Below are 22,532 nucleotides of genomic sequence, written 5' to 3' on the forward strand. Positions count from 1 at the left end.
GTGGTCAGAGCGGGGTGATCAGAACCCGATCCCATCTCGAACTCGGCCGTTAACCGCCCCAGCGCCCATGGTACTGTGTCTCAAGACACGGGAGAGTCGGTCACCGCCAGACCTGCCAAGCACGTCAGACATTCCCTCCTCGCGAAAACACCCTGGCGCGGGGTGGAGCAGCCCGGTAGCTCGTCAGGCTCATAACCTGAAGGTCACAGGTTCAAATCCTGTCCCCGCAACCAAACCAAACGAAAAAAACCCCGCTCGGCATCGCCGGCGGGGTTTTTCGTGTGTCGGTCGGCGCCTCAGCCCAGGGCGAAGCCGGAATAGCCGTCGGCGACGACCCGTTCGCAGAGGCCGCGGTAATGCGCCATGCCGCCGGCATAGGGCATGAACACTCGCGGCTTGCCCGGCACGTTGGCGCCGAGATACCACGAGCTGCTCGCCATCGGCAGCAGCGTCGCGGAGGCCGCTCGGTTCACCTCCGTCCCCCAGGATTCCGCCGCGTCTGGCGTCGCCTCGATCCGGTCGAGGCCGCGCTCGCGGAGATGCCCGATGCAGTCGGTGATCCACTCGGCATGCTGCTCGATCGCCACCGGCATGTTGGTCAGTACCGAAGGACTGCCCGGCCCGGTCATGGTGAACAGGTTCGGGAAGCCCGGCACCTGCAGGCCGAGATAGCTCCTCGGGCCCGCCGCCCACACGTCCTTGAGCGCGACCCCGTCGCGGCCGCGGATGTCGAGCGCGAGAAGGGGACCGGTCAAGGCATCGAAGCCGGTGGCGAAGACGATCACGTCGAGAGGGTAGGTGGCGTCCGAGGTGCGCACGCCCTCCGGCACGATCGCGGCGATCGGCGTCGCCTTCAGATCGACGAGCTTGACGTTCGACCGGTTGAAGGTCTCGAAGTAGTGTGTGTCGATCGGCGGGCGCTTGGTGCCGAAGAGGTGGTCGCGCGGCGTCAGGGTCTCCGCCACCACGGGATCATGGACGAGGCCGCGGATCTTGTCCCGGATGAAGGCCGAGGCGGTCTCGTTCGCGTCGGGGTCGAGCATGATGTCCCGGAACGCGGCGCGGAAGCGCAGGCCGCCCCGCTCCCAGGCCGCCTCGTAGATCGCCTGACGTTCCTGGGGCGAGACGGCGAGCGCCGAGCGGTCAGAGAAGTCGAACGGGTGCCCATTCGGCGCGGCGCGGGCCTTGGCGCGCAGCTCCGAGGAATTCTCGCGCACCCAGGTCCTGAATGCGTCGTCCATCGGGCCGTTGCGGGCCGGCACGCTGTAGTTGGCGGTGCGCTGGAAGACCGTGAGATGAGCGGCCTCGGAGGCGATGACGGGGGCGGCCTGAATGCCGGTCGAGCCGGTCCCGATCAGCCCGACGCGCTTGCCCGAGAAGTCGACGCCGTCATGCGGCCAGCGTCCGGTATGGTACTGGGCGCCCGAAAAGCGCGCGAGGCCGGGGATCTCGGGCACGTTGGTGCTCGACAGGCAGCCGACGGCGGTGATCAGGAACTGCGCCTCGAAGCATTCGCCGCTCTCCGTGGTGACCGTCCAGCGATTGGCCGCCTCGTCGTATGCGGCGCCGGCGACGCGGGTGCCGAGCTGGATGTCGCGCCGCAGGTCGAAGCGGTCGGCGACGTGGTCGAGGTAGCGGCGGATCTCGCCGTGGTCGGGGTAGCGCTCGGTCCAGTCCCATTCGTCCTCGAGCTCGCGGGAGAACGAGTAGGAGTAGTAGTAGCTCTCGGAATCGCAGCGCGCGCCCGGATAGCGGTTCCAGTACCAGGTGCCTCCGATGCCCTCGGCCGCCTCCAGCACCCGGACCGACAGGCCAAGGCGGTCGCGCAGCAGGTGCAGCTGGTACAGGCCGGAGAATCCGGCCCCGACGACGATCGCGTCGTAGCGACGGACCGGGCCGGCCTCGATGGGGTCTGTCATGGCGTCGGCGTCTCCCTGCCGGAAAGCCGTCGCGCCCGGCCGGGCGCCCGGTTTCCTGGTTGCCGGCACCGGCGATCATGGCGTGACCGCAGGGCCGTCTCCGGCAAGGCTAACCCGCTTGCCGAACCGCGACCACGTCCCCGCGACGCGCGCCACCCATGAGGCCCGGTCAGGCCGCCCTGAGCGGCGGGGCCGGATGCAGGTCGAGCGGCCGGCCGGCCTTGGCGACCTGGCCCGGCACGTCGTGACCCACGAGGCGGGGGAGATCGCGGGAGAGGGCGAGCAGGGCGTCGAGGTCGAGGCCGGTCGACAGGCCCATCTCCTCGGCCATGCTCGCCAGGTCCTCGGTGCAGATGTTGCCGGTGGCGCCCGGGGCGAACGGGCAGCCGCCGAGGCCTCCGAGCGCCGCGTCGAACCGGCGCGCGCCGGCCTCATAGGCGGCGAGCACGTTGGCGAGGCCGCAGCCGCGGGTGTTGTGGAAGTGCAGCGTCAGGCGCTCCGGCCCGACGAGGGGCAGGACCCGGGCGACGAGGCGGGCGACCTGGCGCGGGTTGGCCATGCCGGTCGTGTCGGCGAGCGTGATGCCGTCGACGCCGAGCGCCAGATAGCGCTCGACCTGCGCCACTACCTTGTCCTCGGGCTCGACGCCTTCGAACGGGCAGCCGAAGGCGGTCGCCGCGGTGGCGTTGACGCCGACCTGTCCCCGCACCGTTTCCATGATCGCGGCAAAGCCCCGGATCGAGGCGTCGGGCGTCATGCCCATATTGGCGCGGTTGTGGGTCTCGCTCACCGAGGCGACGAGGTTGATCTCGTCGGCACGCGCCGCGAGCGCCCGCTCTGCGCCCTTCGGGTTCGGCACCAGCGCGACGTAGGTCGTCCCGGGCCGGCGGGCGATCCCCGAAAAGACCTCGGCGGCGTCGGCGAGCGCCGGCACCGCCTTCGGCGAGACGAAGGACGAGACCTCGATGCGGGTGAAGCCCGCCGCCGAGAGCGCGTCGATCAGCCGAATCTTGTCCGCGGTCGGCACGAAGGCCGGCTCGATCTGGAACCCGTCGCGGGTCGCGACCTCCTGGATGACGATCCCGCTCACGCGACGGCTCCCTTCTGGCGCAAGGAAGCGATGCCGGCCTCGTCGAAGCCGAGCTCCGAGAGAACCGAATCGGTGTGGGCGCCGAGCGCCGGGCCCTGCCAGCGCACGCTGCCCGGGGTCTCGGAGAGCTTGGGCACGATGCCGGGCATCTTCACCCGGGTGTCGCCGGGCAGGTCGGCCTCCAGGATCATGTCGCGGGCGTTGTAGTGCGGGTCGGCGACGATGTCGGCGACCGAGTAGATGCGGCCCGCCGGCACCTCGGCGGCGTCGAGCACCACGAGCGCGTCCGTCACCGTGCGCCCCCGGGTCCAGTCGGCCAGGACGGCGTCGAGCATGGCGGCTTGGCGTGAGCGGCCCTCGTTGTCGTGCAGGCTCGGGTCCTCGGCGAGGTCGGGACGCCCGATCGCGTTCATCAGGCGGCGGAAGATCGGGTCGCTGTTGCCGGCGATCACCACGAAGCCGCCATCCTGGCTCGGATAGGTGTTCGACGGCGTGATGCCCGGCAGCGCCCCACCGGTGCGGGTGCGGACCTCGCCCAGGAGGTCGTATTCCGGAACCAGGCTCTCCATGACGTTGAACACGCTCTCGACGAGCGAGACGTCGATGACCTGGCCGGCGCCCTGGCCGGTCTTGACCCGCAGGAGCGCCATCAGCGCGCCGATGACGCCGTGGAGCGAGGCGAGCGTGTCGCCGATGCTGACGCCGACGCGGGCGGGCGGGGTGCTCGGATCGCCGGTGGTGAAGCGGATGCCGCCCATCGACTCGCCGATGGCGCCGAACCCGGGCCGGTCGCGGTAGGGTCCGGTCTGGCCGTAGCCGGAGATGCGGACCATCACGAGGTTCGGGTTCAGGGCCGACAGCGCGTCCCAGCCGAGGCCCAGCTTCTCCAGGCCGCCGGGGCGGAAATTCTCGACCACGACGTCGGCGCTCTGCGCGAGCTGCTTGACGATGGCAAGGCCGTCCGGGGACTTCAGGTTGACGGCGATCGACTTCTTGTTGCGCGATTGCAGGTACCACCAGAGCGAGGTGCCCTCGTGCATCTTGCGCCACTTCCGCAGGGGATCGCCCTCGCCGGGAGCCTCGACCTTGATCACCTCGGCGCCGAACTCCGCCATCAGACGGGTCGCGAACGGCGCGGCGATGAGCTGGCCGAGTTCCAGAACGCGGATGCCCGTGAGCGGACCACTCATGGCGTCGTCTCCCTGTCGTGTGTTCGCAGTCGTCATAGGCGCAGGACCCCGGGGCGATCCAACCGTATCTCGCGGGGATCGTCCTCCAAAGCGGGAACGCCGCACCGGAGCCTGCCGGTCCGGGTTCCGGCCGGGAGCATCGAGAGGCATGCCGCGCCTGAGATGCCGTTAAAGGCGACGCATACCTAGGGCGGCCACCCTCTTCCGACCACCGGGCCGGTGCGACGCACTGGTCGGGACTTGCCGGTTACCGTAAAGTGCCGGTGCCGGCAGCGTCAGTATCGTCGGTGCGATGAGGTGAAGGTGGCGATGCGGTCTGTGAAACCGGCGGAACTCACGGCCTGCGACCGGGAACCGATCCACATCCTCGGGACGCTGCAGCCGCACGGTTTCCTGCTGGCGCTCGAAGGACCGGACCTGCGCGTCGTCCAGGCGAGCGCCAATTTGCCCGACCTTCCCGGGCGTCCCGCCGACCGGGTCCATGGCCTGCCCCTGCGCGAGGCGCTGCCGGAACTGGGCGAGACGACCGTCGAGGCCCTGACGGCGCAGCTCGGGCGCGACGGTGCCACATATCTCGGTACCCTCGTCCTGGAGACCGGGACGGGCCTCACGGCCTACGACCTCGCCACCCACCGCTCCGGCGATCTGACGGTGCTCGAATTCGAGGAGAGCGCCGGCGAGGGCCTGGCGGCCGGAACCCTCGACACGCTCTATCCGCGGCTGCGCGCCTTCATCGAGGCGCTGCACGGCGCGTCGAGCGTCGCGGACCTGTGCGGGCTCCTCGCCGCCGACATCCGCCAGCTCACCGGGTTCGACCGCGCCCTGGTCTACCGCTTCGACCGCGACTGGCACGGCACCGTGGTGGCCGAGGACGGCAACGGCGTGCTGCCCTCCTACCTCGACCTGCGGTTTCCCGCCTCCGACATTCCGGCCCAGGCGCGCGAACTCTACCGCCGCAACCGCCTGCGCATCATTCCGGACGCCGCCTACGACCCGGTGCCGATCGTCCCGGCCCTGACCCCCTCGACCGGGGCACCCCTCGATCTCAGCCAGTCCGTCCTGCGCAGCGTCTCGCCGGTCCATGTCGAGTACATGCGCAACATGGGCACCATGGCGTCGATGTCGATCTCGATCCTGGTCGAGGGCGCGCTCTGGGGCCTGATCTCCTGCCACAACAAGGGGCCGCGGCGGGTCCCGCTGCAGACCCGCAACGCCTGCGACATCCTCACCCAGACCTTCGCGCTGCAGCTCGCCGCCAAGGAGCGCGGCGCGCTCGCCGAGCAGCGCCTGGCGCTCGGTGCGATCCAGGCCCGCCTGCTCGCCTTCATGGCCGAGGAGGAGAATTTCGTCGAAGGCTTCCTGAGGCACCCCGAGGACGTGCTGGCCCTCACCGATGCCGGGGGCGCGGCGATCGTCACCGACCAGCGCTGCCACCTCATCGGCCGCACGCCCTCCGAGCGGCAGGTGCGGGGCGTCTACGAGTGGCTCTCGTCCGAGCATGCCGGCGAGGCGGTCCACGCCACCGACGCCCTGTCGGAGGAGTATCCGCCGGCCAAGACCATCGCCGACACCGCGAGCGGGCTCCTCGCGATCTCGATCTCCGAGAAGTACGCGAGCTACGTGCTGTGGTTCCGGCCCGAGGTGGTCCAGACCGTGCGCTGGGGCGGCGATCCGACGAAGGCCGCCACCAAGGATCCGGCCGGCGGGCCCGACCGGCTGCACCCGCGCAAATCCTTCGAGACCTGGAAGGAGACGGTGCAGGGCCGCTCCCTGTCCTGGACGGTGCCGGAGATCGACGCCGCCAAGGACCTGCGCGCGGCGGTACTCGGCATCGTGCTGCGCCGGGCCGAGGAACTGGCCTCCCTCACCGAGGAATTGCAGCGCTCGAACAAGGAGCTGGAGGCGTTCTCCTACTCGGTCAGCCACGACCTCAGGGCGCCGTTCCGCCACATCGTCGGCTATGCCGAGCTCCTGCGCTCGCGCGAGGGCGAGAAGTTCTCGGAGCGCGGGCGGCGCTACGTCGACACGATCATCGAGGCGGCGTTCTCGGCCGGCACCCTCGTCGACAACCTGCTGACCTTCTCGCAGATGGGCCGCAACGCCCTCAACCGCATTCCCTGCGACATGAACCAGCTCGTCGAGGACGTGCGCCGGCGGATGATCCGCGACATCCCCCTCGAACGGGCGATCCGCTGGCAGGTCGGCGCGCTCGGCCGCGCCCAGGCCGATCCGGTGATGATGCGGCTCGTGATCGAGAACCTGCTCTCCAACGCGGTCAAGTACACCCGCGGGCGGGCCGAGGCGGTGATCGAGGTCGGGCGCGAGGCGGACCGCGACGGCGAGGCGGTGTTCTACGTCCGCGACAACGGGGTCGGCTTCGACATGGCCTACGTCAACAAGCTGTTCGGCGTGTTCCAGCGCCTGCACCGGGTCGAGGATTTCGAGGGTACGGGCATCGGGCTGGCCAATGTCCGCCGCATCGTCGAGCGTCACGGTGGACAGGTCCGGGCCGAGGGCGTCCTCGGCCAGGGCGCGACCTTCCATTTCACGCTCCCCATCCGCTAGAGACGATCCATGGCCGACCTCAAGCCGATCCTCCTCGTGGAGGACAATCCCAACGACATCGAGCTGACGCTGGCGGCCCTGGAGAAGAGCCAGCTGGCGAACAAGATCGTCATCTGCCGCGACGGGGCCGAGGCGCTGGAATTCCTGCGCCGGCAGGGACCGCATGCCGACAGGCCGGTCCAGGACCCCGCGGTGGTGCTCCTCGACCTCAAGCTGCCGAAGGTCGACGGGCTCGAGGTGCTGGCGGCGGTCAAGGGCGATCCCCGGACCCGGGCGATCCCGATCGTGATGCTGACCTCCTCTCGCGAGGAGAGCGACCTCGTGCGCTCCTACCAGCTCGGGGTGAACGCCTTCGTGGTGAAGCCCGTCGGCTTCAAGGAGTTCTTCGAGGCGATCCAGGACCTCGGGGTGTTCTGGGCCGTGCTCAACGAGCCGCCGCCGCATCGGGCGGACTGGATCTCCGGTGGTTGAGGCGCGGGCGCCGGAGGACGGCGCGGCCCCCCTGCGGATCCTGCTTCTCGAGGACAGCGACCTCGACGCCGAGCTGCTCGGCGCCGTCCTGGAGGATGCCGACCTCGCCGTCGCCCTTGACCGGGTGATCAGCCGGGACGCCTTCGCGGCGGCGACGGCGGCGGGCTGCCACGACATCATCCTGGCCGACTACGTGCTGCCGGCCTTCGACGGCATGAGCGCGCTCGCCATGGCCCGGGCGCACTGCCCGGAAATTCCCTTCGTCTTCGTCTCCGGCACCCTCGGCGAGGACGTGGCGGTCGAGGCGCTGAAGAACGGCGCCACCGACTACGTGACCAAGCAGCGCCTCGACCGGCTGCCGCGGGTCATCCTGCGGGCCCTCTCCGAGGCCCGCGCCCACGTCCTGCGGCGCCAGGCCGAGCAGGCGCTGCGCGACCTCAACGAATCCCTGGAGCAGCGCGTCGCCGAGCGGACGCGGGAGCTCGCCGAGGCCAACACCGCGCTCCAGCACCAGATCGCCGAGCGCGAGCGGATCGAGGACGCGCTGCGCCAGGCCCAGCGCCTCGAGGCGGTGGGCCAGCTCACCAGCGGCGTCGCCCACGACTTCAACAACCTGCTCACGGTGATCGCCGGCAACATCGAGTTCCTCGAACGCGCGGTCTTCGACGACCGCTCGCGGCGGCGCCTCGAGATGATGCGGGGCGCGGCCGAGCGCGGCGCCCGGCTCACCGCTCAGCTCCTCGCCTTCTCGCGGCGCCAGAAGCTCGAACCGGTGCCGGTGCAGCTCAACCGCACCGTCGCCTCGATGCGCGACCTCCTGCAAAGCTCGATGGGCGGCTCCAGCCGCATCGAGATGACGCTGCAGCCCGACCTCTGGCCGGCCCTCGTCGATGCGACGCAGATCGAGCTCATCATCCTCAACCTCGCCATCAACGCCCGCGACGCGATGGCGGTGGGCGGCTGCCTGACGATCGAGACCGCGAACGTGCGGCTGACCTCCCCGCCGGCCCGGGTCGAGGAGCCGAATCCCGGCGAGTACGCCATGGTGGCGGTGAGCGACACCGGCACCGGCATCCCCGCCGAGGTGCTGGCGCGGGTGTTCGAGCCGTTCTTCACCACCAAGGAGGTCGGTAAGGGCTCGGGCCTGGGGCTCGCCCAGGTCTACGGCTTCGCCAAGCAGTCGGGCGGCGGCGTGCGCATCGACACCCGGGTGGGCGAGGGGACCTCGGTCCGGGTCTACCTGCCGCGGGCGGCCGGTGAGGCCGCCCTGCACGAGTTGCGCCCGGCCCTCGCCGACGTCTCGCTTGCCCGCGACGCCAGCGACAAGCGGGTGGTTCTGGTCGTCGACGACGACAGCGCGGTGCGCGACATCACCACGACCCGCCTTGCCGAGGCCGGCTACGCCGTCCGCGAGGCGGGCTCGGGCCTCGCGGCGATCCAGGCGCTGGAAGCCGACGCCGCGGTCGACCTCGCGGTGCTCGACTTCGCGATGCCGGGGATGAACGGCGTCGAGGTCGCGACCGTGATCCGCAGCCGCTGGCCGGCGATCCAGATCCTGTTCGTCACCGGCTACGCCGATCACACCGCCTTGTCGCAGGTCGATGTCGGCGGCGACGACCGGGTGGTGCAGAAGCCGTTCCGCGGCGAGGACCTCGAGCGCAAGGTCGCGTCGATCCTGGAGCGCCGCCCGCGACTGACGCTGGTGGCCGGCGGCGCCGGGCGCTGAGGCGCCCCCGCCGGACGACCGGCCGGACATACGACCGGATGAAATTCGATCGCCGCACCTCGATCGCGATGTGGTGAGGCGCGGCGGCAGCGCCGCTGACGCCCCGGATTTCGCGTGCTAGGGTCCGGCCATAAGGATCGGTTCGCATGATCGGCCGGTCCAGGGGGAGGAAAGTCGCCGCATGGCAGGATCCGTGACCGGAGCCCCGTCGCTCCCGTTCTGCTCAGCCTACCGCGCTGTCGCGCCGGGCGCCTGCCGTCATCGCCTTTCCCCGATCACGCGGCTTCGCGCGCCCGGTTCACGGGCCTTGCCGGCCCGTCCGCCGGCTCTCCGCGCTCGCGCTCCGTTCACGTTCCAGCATCGCATCGCGAGGTTCACATGACAGTGACCAAGTTCGGCCTCGGCCAGCCGCTGCGCCGGGTCGAGGACCGTCGGCTGATCACCGGCGAAGGCAATTACGGCGACGACCACGCGCCTGCGGGCTGCCTGCATGCGGCGCTCCTGCGCAGCCCGCACGCCCACGCCACCTTCACCATCACCGACGTCGAGGCCGCCCGGGCGATGCCCGGCGTGCACCTCGTCCTCACCGCCGAGGACGTCGCCGGTCTCGGCGACATCAAGTGCCAGGCGCCGCTGCCGAACGGCGACGGCAGCCAGAACCACGTCGCCAACATCCCGCTGCTGGCCAAGGGCAGCGTGAAGCATATCGGCGACGCCGTCGCCTTCGTGGTCGCCGACACGCTGATCCAGGCCCGCGACGCCGTCGAGGCGATCGGCATCGACTACGAGGTGCGGCCGGCCGTCGTCGGCATCCGCGGCGCCATCGCGGGCGGCGCGAGCGCCGTATGGGACGAGCAGCCCGACAACGTCTCGTTCGACTCGACCATGGGCGACAAGGCGCCGGTGGACGCCGCCTTCGCCAAGGCCGCCAAGGTGGTGAAGGTCGAGGTCGAGAACCAGCGCCTCGTCACCAACTACATGGAGACCCGCAGCGTCGTCGCCGAGTACGATTCGGGCGCGAAGCGCTTCACCCTCACCATCCCGAGCCAGGGCGTGCACGGCCTGCGCAAGACCCTGACGGGCGTGCTCGGGGTGACGAAGGACCAGATCCGCGTCGTCACCGGCGATGTCGGCGGCGGCTTCGGCACCAAGACCTTCACCTACCGCGAGTATCCCCTGGCGGCCGAGGCCGCGCGCCGGCTCGACAGGCCGGTGAAGTGGGTGTCGGAGCGCGGCGAGCACTTCGTCGCCTGCACGCAGGGCCGCGACAACCTCTCGGTCGGCGAGGTCGCGCTCGATGCCGACGGCACCTTCCTCGCCATGCGCTTCGACGTCATCGGCGATCTCGGCGCCTACCTGTCGCAATACGGGCCCTACATCCCGTATCTCGGCGCCACGATGCTGACCGGCGTATACAAGACCCCGGCGGTGTTCGTCCGGGTGCGCGGCGTCTACACCAACACCGTGCCGGTCGACGCCTATCGCGGCGCCGGGCGGCCGGAGGCGGCCTACCTGATCGAGCGCCTGGTCGACCGGGCGGCACGGGAGACCGGGATCTCGCCGGCCGAGATCCGCCGGCGCAACTTCATCCCGCCGAGCGCGATGCCCTACACCACGCCGATCGGCGACCGCACCTACGACACCGGCGACTTCGCCGCCCATATGGGCCGCGCCGTCGAGGCGGCGGACTGGAACGGCTTTGAGGCCCGCGCCGCAGAGTCCCGGGCCAAGGGGCTGGTGCGCGGCATCGGGCTCGCCACCTACATCGAGTGCACCGCCTGGGGCGAGGGCGAGGACGTGAAGATCACCCTCGACAAGGACGGCGGCGCGACCGTCTATGTCGGCACCCAGTCGAACGGGCAGGGCCACGCCACCGCCTACGCCCAGTTCGCCGCCGAGCATCTCGACCTGCCGCTGGAGCGGATCCGGGTGGTGCAGGGCGACACCGACAAGGTTGCGACGGGTGCCGGCACCGGCGGCTCGCGCTCGATTCCCGTCGGCGGCATCTCGGTCGGCGCGGCGTCGCAGAACCTCGCCGGCAAGCTCAAGGAACTCGCCTCCGAGGAGCTGGAGGCCGGCGTCCAGGATCTCGAGATCGCCGAGGGCGCGGTGCGGGTCGCCGGCACCGACAAGTCGATCGACTTCGCGGCGCTCGCCAGCCTGCCGAAGGCCAGCGAGGCGACCCTGACCGGCCAGGGCGACTTCGTGCCTCCGAGTGCGACCTACCCCAACGGCACCCACGTCGCCGAGGTCGAGATCGACCCCGAGACCGGGATCACCGAGGTGGTGCGCTACACGATCTGCGACGATTTCGGCATCGTGGTGAACCCGCTGCTGCTCGCCGGTCAGGTCCATGGCGGCGTGGTCCAGGGCATCGGCCAGGCGCTCCACGAGCGCACGGTCTACGACGCGGAAGGCCAGCTCCTGACCGCGAGCTTCATGGACTACGCCATGCCGCGGGCCGGCGATGTCCCGTTCTTCCACTTCGAGACGAAGAACGTGCCCTCGACCACCAATCCGATGGGCATCAAGGGCGCGGGCGAGGCGGGCAGCATCGGCTCGTGCCCGGCGGTGATGAACGCGGTGGTCGACGCCCTCGACCGCAGCGTGGGCCTGCGCGACATGGACATGCCGGCGACCCCGGCGCGGATGTTCGCGGCCCTGGAGCCCCTGCGCAAGGCGGCGGCCGCCTGACGGCGGTCACCCGTCTCGCAAGACCTTCGCGGCGCCCGGCCTCTCGAGCCGGTCGCCGTTCCCGGAGGGCCGTGATCGGCTGCCGCAGCGCTCGGCCGAGCTCCGGCGGATGGGGCGTTCGGGCGAGCCGCAAATGGCCGATATCCCGGCGGATGTGGTGGGACGCGGTCAGGGTCCGATGCACCATCACGCCGGCGAAATAGGGGTTGCCAAGCCGGGGCGGACCCCTTAGATCCCACTTCCACCGGCGGGGAGCAATTCCCGCCGTTCAGGCGCCCGTAGCTCAGCTGGATAGAGCACCAGACTACGAATCTGGGGGTCAGAGGTTCGAATCCTTTCGGGCGCGCCACTCCATACTTGATTGCCCGACCTCGATCGTTGCGTGATCATGGTCGGTACATAGTCGAAGGCAAGGTCTTCGATCGGGCGCCCGTAGCTCAGCTGGATAGAGCACCAGACTACGAATCTGGGGGTCAGAGGTTCGAATCCTTTCGGGCGCGCCATTCCATACTTGATTGCCCGACCTCGATCGTTACGCGATCATGGTCGGTACATAGTCGAAGGCAAGGTCTTCGATCGGGCGCCCGTAGCTCAGCTGGATAGAGCACCAGACTACGAATCTGGGGGTCAGAGGTTCGAATCCTTTCGGGCGCGCCACATTCCGTATGCAGTTTCCAGCCTCGCACCGTGATCCGATACCGCCGGTCGCCTGAAGCGCGTCGGGCGACCGAGGCTTGCCTCGACACGGCGGCACCGTCCGGCATTCCCGCCTCGTGGGATACGATCTCGGAAGATCACGTCTGGAATTCGCACGATCGAACCGTGCGGCGCTCGAGTGACGCCGATTTCCCGTATTGCTGAAGCGATCTACTGGAAATCGCGCGACGAGCCGACGCTGGCGTTTCGCGGGCGCGGTGCTTGGTGAATTCCTCCGCCCTGGTGCAGGATCTCGGCGCGCCTTGATGGATCATGCGGCGGCTTTCGACGTGTCTGGCAGTGATATACAGGATAATTGCTGTCGTCATGAAGGTATTCGCCCTTGTCTCAGACTGGATCTTTCTCGCTCCGGTCGCTGCACGGTCGCAGGTGACAGACCCCGATCCCGCGAAGATCGATAGCGTCGATGCCATCGATTGCCGGGTCGACGCGCCAACTTTCAACGGATTTGCATTTTCTCTGCATGGCGAAGAGAAGATCGCGTGAAAGTGTAACTGGGTCAAAAATTTCGACGAAAAATCCCACCATCATCGAATGCCGGTTGCTAGAGCACTTCACGATCGCGTTGCAATCGCGAAGCTCTCTAAGTCATTGTTTTGTCGCATTTTCTGCGACGAACCGGTTTCCAATTCGTCGGAAAATGCTCTAGGCCGCTTACGGTGGCGGGACATTACGAGACCCGGCGCATCGCGCCGATCCCGTCCGGCATCCTCGCCGTGCTCGATCTGCCCGATCCGGCACAGCTCGCGCGCGGGGGAGGGAATCACGAACGCCGCCGTTCCCGGACCGCTGATCGATGCGATGCGCCGAGGGCACGGTGCCGTCCGGGATGGTCGAGGCGATGCGCCGATCCGGCAAGTTCCTCGGCGAGAAGGTCGTGTCCAATACGACCGAGCAGGCGACCCCGGAAACCCGCTTCGGTCGCCGCACGGCATCGCGCACAAGCGTGTCCACCGTCGCGTCGCATTCCGGCAAGACGCTCAACGGTTGCGTTTATCGGATCACCGCGCTCGTCAAGACCGGTAAGTCCCCGTGAACCCGAAGGGTGCGCAGCCCGGCGACGTTGCGGCATCGACGACGATGCCGGCATCACCCGGTGCCGTGCGCGGCGTTCACCGGGCCTACACCCTCTCGTCACATGATCCCGCCGCCGGCCGGAGCCTGGCTGCGTCCCGTCCGACAGGACGGCGCGATCGTCGTCGGTAATCGGATGTCACCCGGATGAGCACGCACGCCACGCGCCGAAACCTGGTCGATGCGACGGCCGAGAGTTTCAAGCCGCCGGTCTTCCGACCCCGCCGCTCGCGCTGGGACGACATCCTCGCCGCGGGCCGCCGCCTCCTCGACCTCCAGGCGGGCTCCGCTTGGCGCGACCTGCGCGGCGTCCTCGCCGCCGCCTCCGGCGACGTGCTCGACGTCGGTTGCGGCGCCCAGGTCTTCCGCCCGCTCCTGCCGCGCACGGCCCGCTATCGCGGCATCGACCGGGCCGATGCCCGCGACCGCTTCGGCTACGCGATCCCCGACACCGAGTATTACGAGGGCGACGACTGGCCCGTCGCGCCGTCCTCCATCGATCTCGTCCTGTGCACCGAGGTCCTGGAGCACGTCGAGGCCCCGGCGCCCTTCGTCGAGAAACTGTTCGCCTGCCTGCGGCCGGGCGGGCGCCTCGTCCTGACGGTGCCCTTCGCGGCGCGCTGGCACTTCGTTCCCTACGATTACTGGCGCTACACGCCGTCCTCGCTCGATCGGCTGCTGCGCCGGGCCGGATTCCGCGAGATCCGCGTCACTGCCCGCGGCAACCCGGTCACCGTTGCCTGCTACAAGGCGATGGCGCTCTGCCTGATCCCGCTCGGCGATCCCGCCGGACACCCGGCGCGGCGCCTTCTCGGTCTCGCCCTGCTGCCGGTCCTCGGCCTGCTCGGGCTGATCGGCACCCTGTCGCTGCGCGGCGACTGGGGTGAGGATTGCCTAGGCTACACCGTCACGGCCCGCCGGCCGGACTGACGACCCGTCGGCCGGAGGCCTCAGAAGATCGTCCCGGCATGCTCCTGATGGGCCGGGTGGTCGGGCCAGCACATCGCCTGCGGGACGAGCCGGATCTGCGTTTCGGGCTTGCTCAGAACCCGATCGGCGAGATGGCCCTGCAGGTGATCGATCCGGGCGACGTAGTGGAACAGCGGCCCGGTATTCGGCGGCGTCCGGGCGGCCGCGAGCAGTGAGCATGCACTCACCGCGAAGGCCGGCAGGCGGACGGCCCGGATCACCTCGTAGGCCGGCGTCACCGCCCCGAAGCCGAGGATCGCCACGGCGATGATCCGGCGCGGGCCGTGCAGGTCCGGGACAGTCGCGCCGACCCTGAGGGCCAGGAGGGCCAGCGCCGGGATCGAGGCGCGCATCACGAAATCCGCCCCCCCGAGCCGGTAGAGCGGCACGACGAGCAGCAGGCCGGCGACGAGGCCGATCTCCCCCCGCGTCCAGCGGTCGCCCGACGGCCGTGCCAGCCAGAGGATCAGCAGGAAGGGCAGGAGCTCGAAGGCGATCAGCAGGACGTAGCGGCTGGCGAAGGCCCCGCTCAGGTCCTGGAGCCCGTGCGGGACCCGAGCGGCGTCGGCGCCGAGATAGAGCGCGACCGGCACGAGCCCGAGCCCCGCGAGGGCGAGCGCGGCGAGGCCGGCGCGGGTGAGCCGGCGCGCGACGAGGTCGGCGACGAGCGCGACGAGGAGGAAGGGCAGGGCGCCCATCATGCTCAGCGGCGACCAGAACACGCACAGGCCGAACACCACCGCGAGGGAGGTCGCCCGCAGGGTGCCGGCCCGCCACAGGCAGAACGCCCCGACGAAGATCCAGCCCGACGCCGCGTGGTTCGGCACCCAGAAGACCTGCGTGACGTGGGAGGAGAACTGGAGATTGCCGAGCCACTGCTCGAGATGGCGGCCGGGGATCAGCGGGTCGTCGACGATCATGCTGCCGACGACGTCCCAGCCGCTGAAGGCGACGAAGGCCGCCAGCAGGGCGAGGCCGCGCCGGCGCGACGGCGCGAGGCGGGCGAAGCCGTAGAACAGGCCGCCGAACAGCACGGTGTCCTGGGCCAGCAGCGCGCCGTGGGCCCCCTTGAGACCGACGAGTTTCCCGATCGCCGCCGGCATCAGGTAGAGGCCGAGCGGCGCGCGCAGCATCGTCGCGTCGCCGGCGTAGAGGTAGCCGACCGGCCAGGGCTCGGCGACGAGGTCGTGCAGCACCGCGTCGCGGATCAGCCAGTCGTCGTTGGCGAAGAACAGGTGTGCCTGGCCGCCGAGCAGGCAGAGGGCGAGGGCGGTGGCGAGGCAGGCGAGGAGGAGCCGCCCGTCGAGGCGCGCGTGTGTCCGGGCGAGGTCGCGCAGCACGAGGGCGAGCGCCGCCACGACGCAGGCGCAGGCGCCCGCCGCCAGCGGCGGGCTCGCCAGGTGGGTTCCCAGGAACAGGAGGTTGGGCGCCGCCGCGAGCCCCAGCACCACGGCGAAGGGCAGGGGGCCGAGGCCCCGATGCGGCGTGTCGCTCGGCCGCACGGCGTCGCGCGTCACGGCCGGGCCCCGCCCTCGGGCGGCAACTCCGTCGCGGTGCCGTTGCGGATCAGCGCCGCCCGGATCAGCCGCGGCCGCGCCTTCACTTCCTCCATGATCTTGGCGACGTACTCGCCGACGAGCCCGATCCCGAACAGGTTCAGCGCGCCGAAGAACAGGATGGCGAGCTGGGTCGAGATCGCGCCGCGCGGGGCGATGTCGGGGACGGCGAGGCGCAGAATCACCATGGCGAGGCCGATCAGCGCGGAGAGGCCGAGCAGCGCGGTCCCGGTGGCGGTGAGCAGCTTCAGCGGGGTGTTGCTGAAGGAGAAGATCCCGCGCTTGGCCCATTCGAGGTTGGAGAGCAGGTTGTTCGTGCTCGATCCGAACATCCGCTTGGGGCGCACGTAGTCGACCCCGGTCTGGCGGAAGCCGACATAGGCGCGCAGGCCCCGCATGAACAGGTCGCGCTCGGGGCAGTTGAGCAGCCAGCCGACGACGCGCCGGTCCATCAGCGAGAAGTCGCCGGCATCGTGCGGGATGCGCACGTAGCTGAAGGCGGCGAAGACACGGTAGAACGCCTTGTAGAGCAGTCCCCAGACCAGCGGCATGTCCCGCTTGACGCGCCGGCCGTAGACTACGTCGTGGCCCTGGATCCAGGCAGCGTGGAACTGCTCGATCAGCTCGGGCGGGTCCTGGAGGTCGCCGTCGAGGAGCACGCAGGCCTGGGCGGTCGCCAGCTCCATGCCGCTGCGGAACGCCATCTGCGAGCCGAAGTTGCGCGAATGCGTGATGCCGAGCACGTGCGGGTCGGCGGCCGACAACGCACGGATGCGCTCGCCGCACCCGTCCGGGCTCGCATCGTTGACGAAGATGATCTCGTAGTCGACGTCGATCTTGCGGAACACCGCCGTGAGGCGGGCGTGCATGATCGGCACCGCCTCCTCGTCCTTGTAGCAGGCGATGATCGCCGCGATGCTGCGTCGGCGCGTCGTTCCGGCCTTGGTCAGGCCGGTGAGGTCGGCCCCCGCCTCCCGCATCCAGGCGGCGGTGCGGGCGAGCCCTTGCGCCAGCGGCGTGCCGGCGCGCCAGCCGAGGAGGCGCTCGGCCTTCTCGGGGTTCGCCTGCCAGCGCGCCATGTCCCAGGCCCGGGGCGCCATCGCGCCGAAGCGCGGCGCGTCCGCGATCCCGAACACCTCGCGGGCGGCGCCGGCGAGGTCGCGGATCGTCGTCTCGGTCCCGGTGCCGATATTGATCGATTCGCCGTAGAGGTCGGGCGACATCTTGGCGGCCGCGCGCACGAAGGCCTCGCACGCGTCCTCGACGTAGACGAAGTCGCGGGCGATCGTCGGGTCGACGAGGTCCGGGTAGCCGCCGGCGATTCCCCGCGACACCACGGCCGGGATCAGCCGGTTGGCGTCCTCGTAGGGGCCGTAGACCGAGTAGAGCCGCAGGTTGGCGACCGGCCAGCGCCGCGTCTTGCCGGCATAGGCCAGGTACTGGGCGGCCGCCGCCTTCGAGACCGCGTAGGCGCTGTTGGGGACGAGCGCCGCGTCCTCCGCGGGGGCTGCGGAGTTCAGCCCGTACTCGGAGGAGGAGCCGGCATGGATGTAGGCGGCGAGCCGCCCGCTCTCCGCCAGGCGCTCGACCCGGTCGACCAGGGCGGTGAAGTTGGTGGCGTAGATCAGGTCGGCGTCGGTCTCGAACGAGTAGGCGCCGTAGGCGATGCAGTCGAACACCGTCGCCGGACGGATCGCCTCGGCGAAGCTGGCGAGCGCCGCCCGGTCGGTGACGTCGACGGCGACGAGGTGCCTCGGGTCGATGCCGCGCAGCCGGGGCGCCGGCAGGGTGCGGGCGATCGCGTAGACGTCGCGCCGCCGTGCCAGGATGTGGCGAAACAGGTTGCAACCGACGAAGCCGCCCGCGCCCAGCACGGCGATGGGACCCTTGAGGCCGTCGATCCAGTCCGTGGCGGTCGGGGTCATGCGAAGAGCCCGCGCAGCGCCTCGGCATCGAGGCCGCTCTCGCGCCGGTGGAAGCCTTGCGAGCCGTAGGTGCCGGACGGGTAGCCGGCCGCCGTCACGGTGCGGAAGCCCGTGAGTGCCGCGGCGTTCGTGAGGCACCAGGCGGCAAGCGCCTGGCCGAGGCCGCCCTGCGCTACGTGCTCCTCGACGACGCAGAGGGTGCGGCCGGCCAGCGCGTCGGAAAAGGCTTGCGGCGGCGGGCTCAGGGCGAGCGGCAGCTCGCTCACCGCCCACACCTCCGGTCCCGCGTCGCCGTCCTGCGCGAAGGCGCCCCAGGCCACGCCCGCCATCGGCCCGACCGCGACGACGACCGGGCCGCGCCCGGCGCGCAGGCGCCGCCACGGCGCGTAGGCCGGGGCACGGCAGCCCGTCGGCAGCTCGCCGCGGCCGAGCCGGACGTAGACCGGACCCGGCGACGCGCCGGCCGCCGCGACGACGTCGGCGACGTCGGAATCGAAGGCCGGCACCAGAATGCGCAGGGACGGCAGCGTCGAGAGGACGCCGTAATCCTCCAGCGCGTGGTGGGTCGGGCCCATCACCCCGTAGCCGTAGCCGCCGCCATTGCCGAGCATCCGCACCGGCAGGCGGTGCAGGCAGACGTCGTTGCGGATCTGCTCGAAGGCGCGGGCGTAGCAGAACGGCGCGATCGTGTAGGTCCAGGGCTCGAGCCCCTCGCTTGCCAGCGCCGCCGCCACCCCGATCATGTTCTGCTCGGCGATGCCGGCATTGAGGAAGCGCTCGCCCAGCGCCTCGCGCAGAGGCTCGAGCGCCCCGAATCCGAGGTCGCCGGTGAGGAAGACCAGCTCCGGCCTCGCCGCCCGGGCGACGAGGGCCTCGCACAATTCCCGCCGCATCAGGCGCTCTCCCCGGTGGCGGTCTCGCCGGACATTGCCTCGGGCGTGCCGAGGATCGCCGCGAGGTACTGCGCCTCGGTGAGGGGCAGGTAATGGCTGTCGAGCCGGCCCTCGATCGCCGGCACGCCGCGGCCCTTCACGGTGTGCAGGACGACGACCACCGGCCGGTCGGTGCCGGGGGCGAGCGCCAGGCGCATCGCCGCGAGGTCGTGCCCGTCCGCCTCGCGGATCTCGACGGCAAAGCCCGCGAGCGTCCGGCCGATCGGGTCGAGCGAGGCGACCTCGCCGGTGGTGCCGAAGCCCTGGAGCCGGTTGTGGTCGATCAGGATCGTCAGGTTGGCGAGCCGCTGGTGGGCGCAGAAGATCAGCGCCTCGAAGGTCGAGCCCTCCTGCCACTCGCCGTCGGAGGTCAGGCAGAAGACCCGTCCCGTCCGGTGCTGGAGCCGGGCCGCGAGGGCGAGCCCGGCGGCGAGCGAGAGGCCGTGGCCGAGGCTGCCGGTGCCGAAGCGGCTCCCCGGCAGGCCGCGGGCGGGGGGGTGGCCGGGCAGCCGCGTGCCCTCGCCGTGGAAGCTGTCGAGCTCGGCATCGGCGATCAGCCCGCGGCTCCACAGGGTGACGTAGAGCGCGCCCGCCGCGTGGCCCTTCGACAGGACGAAGCGGTCGGCCTCGCCCAGCAGCTCGTGGTGGACGAGCATCATCGCGTCGAGCGCCGACAGGTTGCCGCCGAGATGTCCGACATCGGCGGTGCGGTGCATGGCGAGCAGCCGCCAGCGCGCCAGCGTCAACAGGCCCGGGGCCAGCAGCCCGGGTTGCGGCGCGGGGGGCGATGCCGTCGCGACGGTCCCGGGCGGCCGGCTCTCCGCCCGAAGGGTGTGTCCGTGCCGTGCCATCCGCCCCGATCCCGCTGCTCCCCGAGAGACGGAACGACGGCCATGGTTAGCGTCCCGTTAAGCCGCATCACCGGAACGACCGGTCCGCACCGCCGCGGGGCTCCCGCCCGCGGTCCGCCGCCGTGCGGATCCGGTCCGGCGAGGTCGATCCCGCGGCCGCGGCTGTCGTCGCCCGGCGTCCGGGAAGTTGCCGATCCGTGAATCGGCCTCCCAGGGCGCGGGATGTTCTCGATCGGGTCGTCCACCGGAGCGCTTGTTTCGCCGCTTGTCCCGGATGGAGGATGCCGGAGCGCCGGTGCGTTTACCGGAGGCTCAGCTTTCGCCCAGATATTGCCAGGGACGGCCGGCATGTGTGGCGGAGTTTGTTCGTGCGTTGCTTCAAGCCCCCGCTGCCGTCGGGACTCCGTGCCGGTCTCCTCGCCGGCGGTCTCGCCGGTCTCCTGGCCGCCTCGCCGGCGCAGGCGGCGCAGGAATGCCGGAGCGACGCGCTGGGCACCGCCCGCACCCTCGAGGTGCCGTTCGCGCAGGGCCCCGTCGGCCGGGCGAGCTATCGCGGCACCCTGCCGCTCGCGCGCGGCGAGGTGGTGCTGACCTTCGACGACGGCCCGCTGCCCCGGCGCACCAACGCGGTGCTCGACGCGCTCGGGGCCGAATGCGTGAAGGCGTTGTTCTTCGTCGTCGGCAGCATGGTGGCGCAGTTCCCCGATACCCTGCGGCGGACCGCCGCCGAGGGCCACACCGTCGCGACCCATACCTGGTCGCACCGCTACCTCGACCGGGTCCGCAGCCACGCGGTGCGGCGAGACCAGATCAACGGCGGGCTCGCCGCCGCCCGCACGGTGCTGGCCGACGACGAGACCGCGCTCTCGCCGTTCTTCCGTTTCCCCGGGCTCGGGCACAGTCCGGCCCTCGACCGCTACGCCGCCGCCCAGCGGCTGCTGCCGTTCAGCATCGACGTCGACGGCGACGACTGGAAGCGCATCACCCCGGCGGCGGTGATGGAGCGGGTGCTCCGGCGCCTCGACGCGGCGGGGCGGGGGATTATTCTGCTCCACGACATCCAGCCCCGCACCGTCGCGATCCTGCCCGACCTGCTGCGCGCCCTGAAGGCACGGGGCTACCGGGTCGTCCACGTCGTGCCGGCGCGGGCCGACACGCAAGCCGCGCTGGCGGCCCTCGACGCCCCGCAGGCGCGACCCATCCGCCTCGCCCTCGACCGGCTCGGCACCCGCATGGCGGCCCTGCGGCCGGCCGGCGAGCGCCGGCGCGTCGCCGAGGAAGCGCCGCTCCTGCTGCGGGCGGGCCTGTTCGAGGAGGACCCGGCGCCCCCGCCGCCCGCCCCGGCCCCCCGCGACCAGAGCCGGACCGGCGCGGAGGTGCGCCTCGCCCTCGTCGCCGACGCGGCCTCCCCGGGACCGTCGGACCGGCTCGCCGCCTCCGCCGGCCCCGCCCCCCGGGCGGGCTGGAGCGGCTTCGTGGTGGTCGGCGTCGCCCCGGCGGCGCACGGCTTCCGCCCGGTCGCCGCGGCGGACGCCCCCCGCGCCCGATGATCCCCGTCCCGCCGACGCCGTCCCCCGCTCCGAAAGCCTTCCCGATGCGACGCCTCGTCCGGCTCCTGCCCGCGTTCCTTCCGGCGCTGGTCCTCACCGTTCCCGGCGCCGCCCGCGCGATGAGGGCCTACGAGTCGCCGGCGGGCTGGTGGGCGCCGACCCTGCGCGACTGCGCCGACCCGGCGAGCCCCCGGGCCTTCGAGATCCGCCTGAAGCCCCAGGCCGAGGCGCGTCTCGCGGCGCACGACCTCGACTGCCGAATCGACCGGGTGTCGGACACCGCGATCGGCTACCGGCTGCACATGCGCTGCTTCCGCTCGGCCGAGGACCGGCGCGCCGGTACCAACGCCGAGCCCCGGCAGATCGTCGTCGACGCGATCGGCCCGGTGACGATGCGGGCGGATGGCCGCCGGGTCTATCGCTGCGGCTCCCGCCCCGCCGCCGCCGTCCCGTCCTCCGATCGCCCCGTCGCGGCCGCCTCCCCGGCAGCCGTGTTTCCGCTACCGGTCGCGGCCCCGCAAGCTCCACAGGTCGCGCAAGCCGGGCCGGTCACCCAAGCCCTGCCGGTCACCCAAGTCCCGCAAGTTTCCCCGCCGGCGGCGAGCGCCGTCACGGTGCCGGCCCTGCCGCTGCCCGACGCCCCGATCCGTCTGGTCTCGCTGACGCCCGAGGCGCCGTCCGCCCCGGTCCCGGAATCCGCCGCCCCTGCGGCGCCCGTCCGGATCGCCGCGCTGCCGGTCGAGCCCCTGATGCCCGCGCCGCGCCTGGTGCCGCCGGTCGCGCCGTCCCCCGTCGCCCCGGTGGCGCTGCCCGCGGTGCGGCGCGGCCGGGTGATCGGCTTTCCCGGCGCGCAGGCGCCCGGCACCATCGTGGTCGATACCGCGGCGCGCTTCCTCTACCTCGTGCGCGGCGACGGCACGGCGATCCGCTACCGCGTCGCGGTCGGGCGCCCGGGCACGACCTGGAAGGGCACGGAGACGGTCACGGCCAAGCAGGAATGGCCACAATGGACGCCGACGCCGGAGATGCGGCGCAGCCGCCCGGACCTGCCCCGCCACGTCGCCGGGGGGCCGCGTAACCCGCTCGGAGCCCGGGCGCTGTATCTCGGCTCGACCCTCTACCGCATCCACGGCACCACCAACCCGCATTCGATCGGCCGCGCCGCCTCCGCCGGGTGCTTCCGCATGCTGAACGAGGACGTGATCGAGCTCTACCGCTTCGTCCCGGTCGGCACGAAGGTGCAGGTGATCTGAAAGGGGAAGGTGATCTGAGGGGGGGCTCGGGGGCCAGCGCCGCGTGCCCG

General features: G+C 71.3%; 16 protein-coding genes, 4 tRNA genes and 1 rRNA gene. 14 read left to right on the top strand and 7 right to left on the bottom strand.

What is annotated here, in order from left to right; genetic code table 11:
• Positions 1-112: ribosomal RNA gene (rrf, locus tag V3T34_RS07660) — 5S ribosomal RNA — on the top strand; the annotation flags it as partial.
• A 44-nt stretch (positions 113-156) separates the two neighbouring features.
• Positions 157-233: transfer RNA gene (locus V3T34_RS07665), tRNA-Met, on the top strand.
• A gap of 63 nt (positions 234-296) precedes the next feature.
• Here the strand turns inward: V3T34_RS07665 and V3T34_RS07670 are convergent.
• The 3 genes from V3T34_RS07670 to V3T34_RS07680 form a co-directional block, all read right to left on the bottom strand.
• Positions 297-1,919 carry a flavin-containing monooxygenase gene (locus tag V3T34_RS07670; RefSeq protein ID WP_305079699.1) on the bottom strand — a complete coding sequence of 541 codons (1,623 nt, stop codon included), beginning with the start codon at positions 1,917-1,919 and terminating at the stop codon, positions 297-299.
• A gap of 169 nt (positions 1,920-2,088) precedes the next feature.
• Positions 2,089-3,009 (bottom strand): hydroxymethylglutaryl-CoA lyase, encoded by a 921-nt coding sequence (locus tag V3T34_RS07675; RefSeq protein ID WP_305079700.1) that lies wholly within the window; start codon positions 3,007-3,009, stop codon positions 2,089-2,091.
• Complete coding sequence (locus V3T34_RS07680; protein ID WP_305079701.1) at positions 3,006-4,199, bottom strand: CaiB/BaiF CoA transferase family protein; 1,194 nt, start codon at positions 4,197-4,199, stop codon at positions 3,006-3,008. The genes V3T34_RS07675 and V3T34_RS07680 overlap by 4 nt, the downstream gene beginning before the upstream one ends.
• Before the next feature lie 309 nt (positions 4,200-4,508).
• Here V3T34_RS07680 and V3T34_RS07685 point away from each other — a divergent pair, with 309 nt between their 5' ends.
• The 10 genes from V3T34_RS07685 to V3T34_RS07730 all read left to right on the top strand — a co-directional run bounded on the left by V3T34_RS07685 (position 4,509) and on the right by V3T34_RS07730 (position 14,376).
• Positions 4,509-6,764 (top strand): ATP-binding protein, encoded by a 2,256-nt coding sequence (locus V3T34_RS07685; RefSeq protein ID WP_305079702.1) that lies wholly within the window; start codon positions 4,509-4,511, stop codon positions 6,762-6,764.
• Between the two features lie 9 nt (positions 6,765-6,773).
• A complete protein-coding gene (locus V3T34_RS07690) occupies positions 6,774-7,235 on the top strand; it encodes a response regulator (protein ID WP_091754986.1) in 462 nt (153 codons plus the stop codon).
• Positions 7,228-8,961: a response regulator gene (locus V3T34_RS07695; protein WP_060850217.1), complete on the top strand. Its 1,734-nt coding sequence runs from the start codon at positions 7,228-7,230 to the stop codon at positions 8,959-8,961. Before V3T34_RS07690 ends, V3T34_RS07695 begins: the two co-directional genes overlap by 8 nt.
• A 378-nt stretch (positions 8,962-9,339) precedes the next feature.
• Positions 9,340-11,655, top strand: a complete 2,316-nt coding sequence (locus V3T34_RS07700; protein WP_060850216.1) for a xanthine dehydrogenase family protein molybdopterin-binding subunit — start codon at positions 9,340-9,342, stop codon at positions 11,653-11,655.
• Between the two features lie 272 nt (positions 11,656-11,927).
• Positions 11,928-12,004: transfer RNA gene (locus tag V3T34_RS07705), tRNA-Arg, on the top strand.
• A gap of 77 nt (positions 12,005-12,081) precedes the next feature.
• Positions 12,082-12,158 (top strand) — tRNA-Arg (locus tag V3T34_RS07710).
• A gap of 77 nt (positions 12,159-12,235) precedes the next feature.
• Positions 12,236-12,312: transfer RNA gene (locus tag V3T34_RS07715), tRNA-Arg, on the top strand.
• Between the two features lie 366 nt (positions 12,313-12,678).
• The gene (locus V3T34_RS07720) at positions 12,679-12,858 is read left to right on the top strand and encodes a hypothetical protein (RefSeq protein ID WP_305076558.1); all 180 of its coding nucleotides are present in this window, start codon (positions 12,679-12,681) and stop codon (positions 12,856-12,858) included.
• A 343-nt stretch (positions 12,859-13,201) separates the two neighbouring features.
• The gene (locus tag V3T34_RS07725) at positions 13,202-13,408 is read left to right on the top strand and encodes a hypothetical protein (protein ID WP_305076559.1); all 207 of its coding nucleotides are present in this window, start codon (positions 13,202-13,204) and stop codon (positions 13,406-13,408) included.
• 185 nt (positions 13,409-13,593) lie between these two features.
• On the top strand, positions 13,594-14,376 hold the full coding sequence (locus V3T34_RS07730; protein WP_305076560.1) for a class I SAM-dependent methyltransferase: 783 nt from the start codon (positions 13,594-13,596) through the stop codon (positions 14,374-14,376).
• A 20-nt stretch (positions 14,377-14,396) separates the two neighbouring features.
• On the opposite strand, the gene V3T34_RS07735 is transcribed toward V3T34_RS07730, so the two are convergent.
• The 4 genes from V3T34_RS07735 to V3T34_RS07750 are packed head-to-tail and all read right to left on the bottom strand — an operon-like array spanning position 14,397 to position 19,679.
• A complete protein-coding gene (locus tag V3T34_RS07735; RefSeq protein WP_305076561.1) occupies positions 14,397-15,932 on the bottom strand; it encodes a hypothetical protein in 1,536 nt (511 codons plus the stop codon).
• Positions 15,929-17,896, bottom strand: a complete 1,968-nt coding sequence (locus tag V3T34_RS07740) for an NAD-dependent epimerase/dehydratase family protein (RefSeq protein WP_305076562.1) — start codon at positions 17,894-17,896, stop codon at positions 15,929-15,931. The genes V3T34_RS07735 and V3T34_RS07740 overlap by 4 nt, the downstream gene beginning before the upstream one ends.
• On the bottom strand, positions 17,893-18,789 hold the full coding sequence (locus V3T34_RS07745; RefSeq protein ID WP_305076563.1) for a transketolase family protein: 897 nt from the start codon (positions 18,787-18,789) through the stop codon (positions 17,893-17,895). The genes V3T34_RS07740 and V3T34_RS07745 overlap by 4 nt, the downstream gene beginning before the upstream one ends.
• On the bottom strand, positions 18,789-19,679 hold the full coding sequence (locus tag V3T34_RS07750; protein ID WP_305076564.1) for a 1-deoxy-D-xylulose-5-phosphate synthase N-terminal domain-containing protein: 891 nt from the start codon (positions 19,677-19,679) through the stop codon (positions 18,789-18,791). The genes V3T34_RS07745 and V3T34_RS07750 overlap by 1 nt, the downstream gene beginning before the upstream one ends.
• Before the next feature lie 368 nt (positions 19,680-20,047).
• Between V3T34_RS07750 and V3T34_RS07755 the strand changes: the two genes are divergently transcribed.
• Both V3T34_RS07755 and V3T34_RS07760 read left to right on the top strand, forming a co-directional pair.
• Positions 20,048-21,229, top strand: coding sequence for a polysaccharide deacetylase family protein (locus tag V3T34_RS07755; protein WP_305076565.1), 1,182 nt, complete (start codon positions 20,048-20,050; stop codon positions 21,227-21,229).
• Between the two features lie 44 nt (positions 21,230-21,273).
• Positions 21,274-22,482, top strand: a complete 1,209-nt coding sequence (locus V3T34_RS07760) for a L,D-transpeptidase (protein ID WP_331369141.1) — start codon at positions 21,274-21,276, stop codon at positions 22,480-22,482.
• Positions 22,483-22,532: the final 50 nt, after the last annotated feature.

The organism is Methylobacterium ajmalii (genome assembly GCF_036448855.1).
Lineage (GTDB): Bacteria > Pseudomonadota > Alphaproteobacteria > Rhizobiales > Beijerinckiaceae > Methylobacterium > Methylobacterium ajmalii.